The organism is Burkholderia sp. Ac-20344, assembly GCF_017104975.1.
In the GTDB taxonomy this organism is placed as follows: Bacteria; Pseudomonadota; Gammaproteobacteria; order Burkholderiales; family Burkholderiaceae; genus Burkholderia.
Genome location: NZ_JAAGPP010000014.1, coordinates 1 through 8527, shown reverse-complemented (window position 1 = coordinate 8527; position 8527 = coordinate 1). Strand labels below are relative to the sequence as shown.

Here is an 8527-nt window from a genome sequence, read left to right as displayed (position 1 = left end):
GTTCGAACGGGACGCGGGACGCGGGGCACGGGGCGCGCGGTACGGAACGGATGCGTCGATCGCTGCGTATCGCGCTGCTGCGCACCCGGATGCGGACGATGTGATTGCCCGCGGCCGGATCCGGGCGGAATTCGGCTTCCCCTGGCGTTTCGATCGTCGAGGGGCAATGCCCGGTCGCCCGACGTGACAACCGGGCAACCGGGCCTTTACCCGGAACGGCTTCCTTATTTCTTGAGAAACCGCAGCGCGAGCCGCGCCATGCGCGGCACGAACATCGGGCGCAGCAGGCGCGTGTCGTAGCCGGCCATCCGCCGATCGTTCTCGGCGAGACACAGTTCGATCAGTTCGCGCGGGTTCAGTGCGTCGCCGATGTCGGCGGTGCCGGTCGCGGGGAAGTTCGCGTCACGCGCGACGCCGTCGGAGTCGATGCCGCGCGCGATGCCGATGCGTTCCCGGATCAGATGCACCCACACGGCCGCGACCCGCGCGAAGAACCAGGGCCGGCGCCACCACGGCAGACTGCGCCAGTACCACGCGTACCAGTTCACGAAGAACAGGATATGACGGCCTTCTTCCTGGATCACGGGCTCGAAGGTGTCGACGAGTTCGGGCGGGAAGTAGCCGGAGCGCTGCGCGGAACGGAACAGGCCGAACGCGAAGAAGCTGTCGATGCATTCGCTGAAGCCCGTGACCATCCATGACCACTCGGGATCTTTCGGCGCGGGGTAGGGCGGCTCGGGGGCGAGCCGGATGCCGTATGCCTCGACGAGCTTCGACAGCACGACCTTGTGGCGCGCTTCCTCGCCGCCGTCCATCTCGAGCGCGCTGCGCAGCAGCGGATCGCCGATCGTCGCCGCATAGGTTGCCACGCGGATCGATGCGCGGCCTTCGGTCTGCACCGCGATGTCCCAGATCGGCAGCGACGTGAGCCGTTTGAGTTCGGCGGGCTTGAGGGCGGGCCAGTCGATCACGGCCGGCTTGTACGGGTTGTGTGTGTCGAGCAGCATGCGACAGAACATCTGCTTGTGCGCATCGGAACCGATCCGGACCGGACCTTGCGTCTCGAAGGTCCAGTTGCGCATTGCGTGATCTGCGGCTGCGTGCTCTTCCTGCAGCGTGTCACTCATGGCTGTTGTTATGCGATTGCGGATCGAAAGATTCTTGCATAGCTTCCGTAATCGCGTATTTTCAAGCGGCCATGGGCGCGCCGGCCAGGTGGGGTCACGCGTTCGTGTCGACCCAGAGGCGGCCCCAGCGCGACGCGTAGGCAAGCGCGTGCTCTTCCTCGAAGAAGAAGTCGATCGCGTCGAACGACACGGAGCGCGGCGACGGCCCGCCGCTCGCCCGTTCGATCGTCAGGTTGGCGGCGAACAGCCCGTTCGGCAACCGGGCGGCGGCGGGAGCGACTTCATAGCCCTTGTAGCGGATCGTACGGTTCATGGCGTGCACGGAGAAAGTTCGGACTTTCAGCGTACGAAAACCTGCCGGTTACGTGAACCAATCTTTCGGCCAATGCAAATCACGCGGCGGGCCGAATCGTTATCGGCGCGGGGAGGCGGGGAAGCGGCAACCGGGAAGAGGGATCGGCGTGCACGGCGCGTGGCCGCTCGTCCGAATGTGCGCCGCCCGCGCCGGCGAACAGGGTCGGCCGGGCGCGGGCGGCGGAAGGCGGGGAGATTACTGGTTGGCGATCTTCAGCACGGGCGCGAGCGCGTCGACCGATGCCGCATGCGAGGTCGCACGGTGCGATGCGAACGCGAGCGCGAACTCGGCCGCTTGCGTGCCGACCGTCTCGAGCTGGGCGACGACCTTCGGATCCGAGCAGCTGTCGGCGCTCTCGAAGCGCGTTTCGAGCGTATTCACGGTCGCGCCGAACGGCGTCGGCCAGCCGCGCAGCGCATGCACGATCGAACGCAGCGACGTCAGCACGGTGCCGGCCGCCTGCCAGCCGTAGGCGGTGACGATCAGGCCGACCGCACGCCCGTCGAGATACGGGCGATCGTCCGCGCGCAGTTCCTCGAGCGTGTCGAGCGCGTTCTTCACGAGGCCGGAGACGCCGCCGTGATAGCCGGGCGTCGCGATGATGATTGCGTCGGCCTGGCGCACGGCGTCGATCAGTTCGCGCTGCGCGTCGGTGAGCGTTTTGTGTTCGGGCGCGTAGTGCGGCAGCGTATGCAGGAACGGGCCGTCGAACAGGCGCGTGCGTGCGCCGGCCGCCTGCGCACCGCGCAACGCGAACGACAGCGCGCGTTCGGTCGACGACGCTGCCCGGGTGGTACCGCCAATGCCGACGACGAACGGGCGGCGGTGTTGATCGAATGCAGTCAAGGGGCGCTCCTTGGGGATGGCTTGCCCGGCTAAGCACAGGCTTAAAACCAGATGGTAACGACCCCGCCGCCACTCTGAAAACGACTTTTCGTTCTATCGATATGCCGCGCGGCAGGGGCAATCGTGTGCGCGGCCGCCCAGATCGATAGCAGAAATGCTTGGTTGGGACGGCGGGCCGTGGTCGATAAGATGGGCCCGTCTCCTCCTTGATGTCTCTACTGACATGGGTTGGCCCCGCCGCGCGGATGCAGGCGGGGCTTTTTTTCGTCCCGGTCGGAAAAAAGGGGCGCGATGCGCCGGGCCTTGCCCGTTACTCGAACACCGGCCGGAAGAAGCTGCGCTCGTAGCTGACGATGCAGCGCGTTTCCTCGGCATAGCGGAACGCGGCCTGGCAGGCCGGATCGTCCATCGAGCGTTCGCGGTAGCGCTCGTATTCGGCGAGGCTCGGGAACGAGAACATCGCAAGCGCGATGTTGTTCGCCCCTTCGGACGGCAGGAAGTAGCCGTGATGCGTGCCGCCGAACTGTTCGACGAGCGGAATCCACATCTTGCCGTAGGTTTCGAACTGGTCGAGCTTGTACGGATCGATGACGTAGCGAAGGAAGCAGGTGATCATGAGCGCGCTCGGTGCGGGGAGGATCCGGCGAGTCTGGAGGGCGTCGCCGCATGTGTCAACGACACGCGTGTCGGCATGCGATACCGTCGCGAACGGCATTGCTTGCGCGCACAACGATCGGCCCGGTTTCACGCATCGGTAACGACGTAAACAGAGCCGCGGCACGCATCGGTGTCGCCGTCTCTCCACACGCGTTTCCCCCAAACTTTTACGACATTTTTTCTTGCGAGGGCTACCGGCGCGCTCATAGACTTCGGGCATCCCAACCACGGAGCATGGCAATGTCGATACCCTGGAACGCGATCGCCGAACACACGCCTGCCGCGCCGCCCGTCGTGTGCGCCGATCGGGTGATCGTGCGGCGTTTCGATCCGGCCTTCGACAGCTATGCGCAACTCACGCCGATGCTGCATCGCGCGTTCGCGCGGCTCGGTGCGATGGGACTCAACTGCACGTGCGTCGACCAGAGCGAGGACGTCACGCGCCGCCGCGCGGAAGCGGGCGAGTGCTACGTCGCCGTATGCGGCGGGCGCGTGATCGGCACGGCCACGCTGTATGCGACCGATCCGTCGTCGGCGTGCTCGCTGTACCGGCGCGAAGGTGTCGCGAGCGTGCGGCAGGTGGCGGTGGACCCGGATTGCCAGAGCCGCGGGATCGGCGCGCTGTTGCTGTCGTTCGCCGAGCAGTGGGCCGCGTCGCGCGGCTATACGCTGCTCGCACTCGATACGCCGCATCCCGCTTCGCACCTGTTGGCGTTCTACGGCGCGCAGGGTTTCGACGTCGTCGACGTGATGCGCTTCGACGGCAAGCGCTACGACAGCGCGATCCTCTGCAAGCGGCCCGTCGCGCAGGTCGCGCGCCGCGTGTCGCCTGCGTCGCGCATGGCCGCGCGCGTGGCGGCAGTGCGGCGTCTTGCTCATGCGTTGCCGTCGCGCGTGGCCACGCTGGCCCGGCGCGACCTGTGCGACCTGCGTGTGCGACGTGGCGCAGGTTGGGCGGCGCGACGCGCGGCTGGCGCCGCGAGCTGTCGCTCGTCGCCGTGGCGCCCGCGTCAGCACGGGCGCTACACGTTCGGCTGAACGCCGCGCCCAAGTTGCTTTTCCTGTTTTGCCGCGTAAACGCCATGTGAGCGGAGTGTGGCGCTCCCGCTCGTGTACGGCCCTTGAGACACCCCCGCCGCGCTGCGGCGAAACCGACGTTTACGCGCTTTTTATGCCCCGACGCGATCGTTTGCCGCGATCTTCACGCGAACCTTCATAAGATCGTTGCGTGGAAACGGAAGCCGCATGCCACGATCCAGTGGATCGCCGCGCTGCGCGGCCAGGTCGAAGCGCCCGCGCGGCGTTAATCGTCGCGGCCGCGCGTATCGCCGCTGCCTTTCGCGAGGCGCCATGCAATCGTGCCGAGCATGCCGACCGCGACGACCAGCGCGCCCCACAGCACGTAGCGGCGTGTCGCGTCCGTATCGGCGGCCGGCGCGACCGCCGATACCGGCAACGCTGCGCCGACGCGCGCAGGCCGCACTTCGGGCGCCATGCCGACCAGCAATGTGTCGCGGTTCACGGCCGACGACACGAGCGATGCGTCGCCGACACCGAGCGTAAACGGCGGCGTGCCGCGCGCGACGAACGTCAGTGCGGCCGGATGCCAGCCGATCGCGACGGCCGGCTGGCCCCCACCGAATCCGCCGTTGCGCATGTCGACGACGATCCGCCACGCGCGATCCGTGTTCGCCGCGAACTCGAGCGGCGGATTGCGCTGCTCGCCGGCCTTGCCCTGCAGCCGGAACAGCACGGCGCCCGCGACGTCGCGCCACGGCGCCTGCGCGTCGGCGCGGCTCTGCAACGCCGCACGCGCGACGGTGTTCGGCTGTGGCAGGTCGATGCGTACGCGGTCGACCGGATACGTGCCGTCGGTGTCGAACAGATACTCGCCGGGCGTGCCGCCGGCCCGCACGCGCACGGCGTCGCGCCATTGGCGCGGCACGGACGCGGTGTCGGTCCCGCGTGCGTTGCGCGGATGCGTCTCGACATCGATCGACGCGATCGCGGGTGTGCCGTCGAGCCAGTCGAGCCGCAGGTAGCGCGGCGCGGCGCCTTCGAGCGCGATGCGTTCCTGCACCAGCATGTCGTCGCCGTGGCCGACCTTCAGCAACTGTGTGCTGCCGAGCAGCCGCCAGCTGCGCAGGTCGTCGCTGGCTTCGACGGCGACACGCCCCTGGTAGCTGTCGTCGCCGACGTGTACGAGCAACGCGTCGATGTCGCCGTCCGCATGCGACAGGTCGACGAGATCCGCGCCGTGCTTCGCGCGCACCGGTGCGGCGACGCCCGCGCGCAGCGTGCCGTCCGGGCCGACCGTCACGCCGAGCGGCGCGTTGCCGTTGTCGGCGCGGGCGGGCGGCAGCGGAAACCAGTGCACCGGCGTGCGCTCTGGCGGTACGGCGGCCGCGGCGGGCGCGTCGAGCGAATACGGCACCGGCTCGCCCGCGCCGTTGAAGATCCGCACGTCGCCGAGATCGTCGCGCCGGCTCGCCGCATAGACGGGCTGCGGCACGGTGAGCTGGTAATACGCGGCGGCGCCGTCCAGGTCGAGCGAGAAGCGCTGCGCGACGCGCCCGGCACCCGGCGTGCCGTCGGCCGCCGCGAACGACGCGAGCAGGCTCAGTCCGAGCAGGGCGGCGAGTCGTTTCATGGCTGGTCGTCCTGTTGCGTGGCGGCCTTCGGCGGCAGCGGCGAGAAATAGCCGATCAACAGCAGCAGCACGCCGATGCCGATGAACGACACGATGCGCTCGATGCCGGTCACGTGCGACAGGTCGAACAGGAACAGCTTGACGACCGTGAGCGCGAGCAGCGCGGCGCCGACGAACCACAGCGGACGCAGCCCGCGGCGCGTGGCCCAGATCGTGATCGCGAGCGCGCAGAGCGTCCAGTACACGGACACCGACGCCTGCACGAGCGTCGATTCCGCCATCGCGCCGAGTGCGTACGGCACGCCGGCCCAGTGATGCAGCGTGCGCAGCAGGATCGCGTTCAGCCACAGGAACGCGGTCGCACCGGCCGCACTCAGCAGCTCGACGCGATAGGTGCCGAACGCCCAGCCGAGCTTGCGTGCACGCACGAACCACGACGCGGCGAGCGCATAGACGACCGCGAGCACGAGGTCGAGCGGGTTGAGGAGCGGCACGCGCGCCCAGCTTCCGCCGTCCTGCGTGAAGTTCGCGTAGAAGGTCCACACCCACATCGCGACGATCAGCGGCAGCGACGCGAACGCGCACACGCGGGCGATGCCGTCGCGGCGCGTCAGCCACATTCCGGCGAACGCGAACAGGCTCCAGCCGACCATGAACACCTGCTGGATGCCGAACGACGACAGCACGGTGTCGATGTCGTACGCCATGTGGAAGCGTTGATGCAGCGTGCGCAGCATCAGCGCGTTGAACCACAGGAACACGGTTGCGATGGCCACGTAGTCGGCGACGCGCGGATGCCACGCGACGCCGAGCGTCCGCAGTCGGCGCAGCCACACGGCGAACGCAACGAACACCAGGAACTGTGCGACGTCGAGCGGGTTGAGCAGCGGCAGCCAGAAGAGCGGCGCCGCGTTGCCGTCGCTGATCACGCTGGCGATGCTCCACAGCCACAGCAGCGCGGCGAGCGGCGCCGCGCCCCACACCTGGTACGCACGCGGGAATGCCGCGACGGGCCAGCGCAGGCGCGAACCGGGGCCCGACACCAGCAGGAGCAGAGCGCCGAAACCATAGGCCCATGCGCTCCAGCTCCACGCGCCTTCGGGCACGAACGCGCGCAGGCGCCAGAAGCCTTCGAGCGACAGCAGCCCGCACAGGGTCCAGAACATCAGCGTATGCAGCGGCGCGACGATACCTGCGGCGATGGCTTGCACGAGGCCGGGCGCTGGGCCGTTCGCGGGCTCGACGCCTGCCGCGCCGCGCGACTGGCGCCACAGCAGCGCAAGGCCTGCGCCGACGGCGACGGGCCACGCGAACGCGCCCATCCCCGACAGCGGCGCTTCGTGCGCATCGAACGCACGCAGCGCGAGCAGCGCCAGCACAGGCGTCAATGCGAGCGCGGGCCATTCGGCGAGCGGCCATGCAAGGCGGCGGCGCGCGACATGCGCGAGCCACGCGGTGCCGGCTGCGAACAGCGCGGTCGTATCGACGACGAAGCGGTCGGCATGCAGGTCGACGTGACGGCTCGCGTAGACGAGGATCTCGTGCAGCCCGCCGCTGACCCACCACAGCAGCCCCCACGCGGCTGCCGCGGCACCGATCTCGGGCATCCACGCGTGCCAGGCGCGCGCTTCGCCGCGCCCGTGCAGCCACCAGCCGGTGAACAGGCCGGCGAGCGCGATCAGCAGCATCGCGATGGTCGGGCCGTTGAGCACGGGCAGCGCGGTGGCGTCGGCCGGCCCGAGCAGGCTCGTGAAGAACGCGCCGGCCGCGGCAACCTGCATCAGCAGCCCGAAGCCGAACCGCAGCATGCGCTTCTCGCGCACGCCGAGCCAGACGACGGCCGCGCCTTCGATCGCCCACGCGGCGCTGGTCGTCGGGCCCGAGAACGCGAGCGGTACCGCCAGCGTCGCGAAGATCACCGCGAGCGCAAGCGTGGATTCGAACAGCAGCGCGAGGCGGTCGCGGCGCCGCGCGAGCCACGCGGTGACCGCGACGTAGAACGCCGACAGCGCGACGGCGCTCCACGCGAGCCCGAACGGCATGTCCTTCACGAGCGATGCCTGCAGCGCGGTCGCGACGATCGGCGTGCCGAACACGAGCGTGCCGTCCACGTAGTGCCGCAGCGCGAGCTCGCGTTTCACCGCATACAGCAGCGCGATGCCGACATACATCAGGAAGAACAGGATGAGGAACGGCTCGGTGCTCGCGAACAGCGCCGGGCGGTAGGCCGTGACGCCCCACGCCGAGCCGATCGTGAACGTGAACACGAAGCCGAGCAGGTTCAGCGGACGCCAGGCCTTGAACCATGCGATCGCGAAGATGCCTGCGTTCAGTAGTGCGTAGTAGCTGAACAGCGCGACATGGTTGCCCTGGCCGGTCGACAGCAGCACCGGCGCGAGAAAGCCGCCCGCGCTGCCCATGAACGCGAGCGGCAATGCGTTCTGCCGCACCGCGAGGAACGCGCTCAGCGCGCATACCGCGACCATCAGCGGGAACGCGGCGCCGACGGGCAGCAGCGCGTAAAGCTTGGTCGCGGCGAAGATCGTCAGGTACAGGATGCCGACGCCACCGCCCTGGAGCACGAGCCCGTATGTCGCGCGGCGCGCACGCACGCGCCAGCCGATTGCGAGCAGCGCGGCCGCGGCGAGCGCGGTGCCCGCGAGGCGGAATTCGATCGGCAACATGCTGTTGTCGGCCGCGTACTTGAGCAGGAACGCGACACCGAAGAACAGCACGATGATCCCGACGCGCACGACCGTGTTGCCACCGAGCAGCCAGTCGCGTGCGGCGCGGAATGCACGCTCGGCGATGCCGGGCTCGCGCGGTTTGGGCGGTGCGGGGGGGATCGACGGCGCGGGGGCCGGAGCGGCAGGCGTTTCGCTCGTGCGGGGG

7 protein-coding genes are annotated in these 8527 nt (G+C 69.0%); 1 reads left to right on the top strand and 6 read right to left on the bottom strand.

Translation table 11 applies throughout. The features are described from left to right. Positions 1–224 precede the first annotated feature (224 nt). The 4 genes from G3N64_RS06965 to G3N64_RS06950 form a co-directional block, all read right to left on the bottom strand. Entirely contained in the window at positions 225–1127 is a 903-nt protein-coding gene (locus G3N64_RS06965) for a ferritin-like domain-containing protein (protein ID WP_205783054.1), read from the bottom strand. Between the two features lie 94 nt (positions 1128–1221). After that, entirely contained in the window at positions 1222–1440 is a 219-nt protein-coding gene (locus G3N64_RS06960; protein ID WP_006480563.1) for a hypothetical protein, read from the bottom strand. Between the two features lie 237 nt (positions 1441–1677). Continuing rightward, positions 1678–2328, bottom strand: coding sequence for an NAD(P)H-dependent oxidoreductase (locus tag G3N64_RS06955; protein WP_205783052.1), 651 nt, complete (start codon positions 2326–2328; stop codon positions 1678–1680). A 310-nt stretch (positions 2329–2638) separates the two neighbouring features. Beyond that, positions 2639–2944 carry an NIPSNAP family protein gene (locus G3N64_RS06950; RefSeq protein ID WP_021157098.1) on the bottom strand — a complete coding sequence of 102 codons (306 nt, stop codon included), beginning with the start codon at positions 2942–2944 and terminating at the stop codon, positions 2639–2641. Positions 2945–3225: 281 nt separating this feature from the next. Here G3N64_RS06950 and G3N64_RS06945 point away from each other — a divergent pair, with 281 nt between their 5' ends. Then, positions 3226–4023 (top strand): GNAT family N-acetyltransferase, encoded by a 798-nt coding sequence (locus G3N64_RS06945; RefSeq protein ID WP_205783050.1) that lies wholly within the window; start codon positions 3226–3228, stop codon positions 4021–4023. A gap of 265 nt (positions 4024–4288) precedes the next feature. Here G3N64_RS06945 and G3N64_RS06940 read toward each other — a convergent pair whose 3' ends face one another. Then, positions 4289–5635, bottom strand: a complete 1347-nt coding sequence (locus G3N64_RS06940) for a DUF3999 domain-containing protein (RefSeq protein WP_205783048.1) — start codon at positions 5633–5635, stop codon at positions 4289–4291. After that, positions 5632–8527: DUF2339 domain-containing protein (locus tag G3N64_RS06935; RefSeq protein ID WP_205783046.1), on the bottom strand; the 2896-nt coding region annotated here is incomplete at its 5' end. The genes G3N64_RS06940 and G3N64_RS06935, both read right to left, overlap by 4 nt.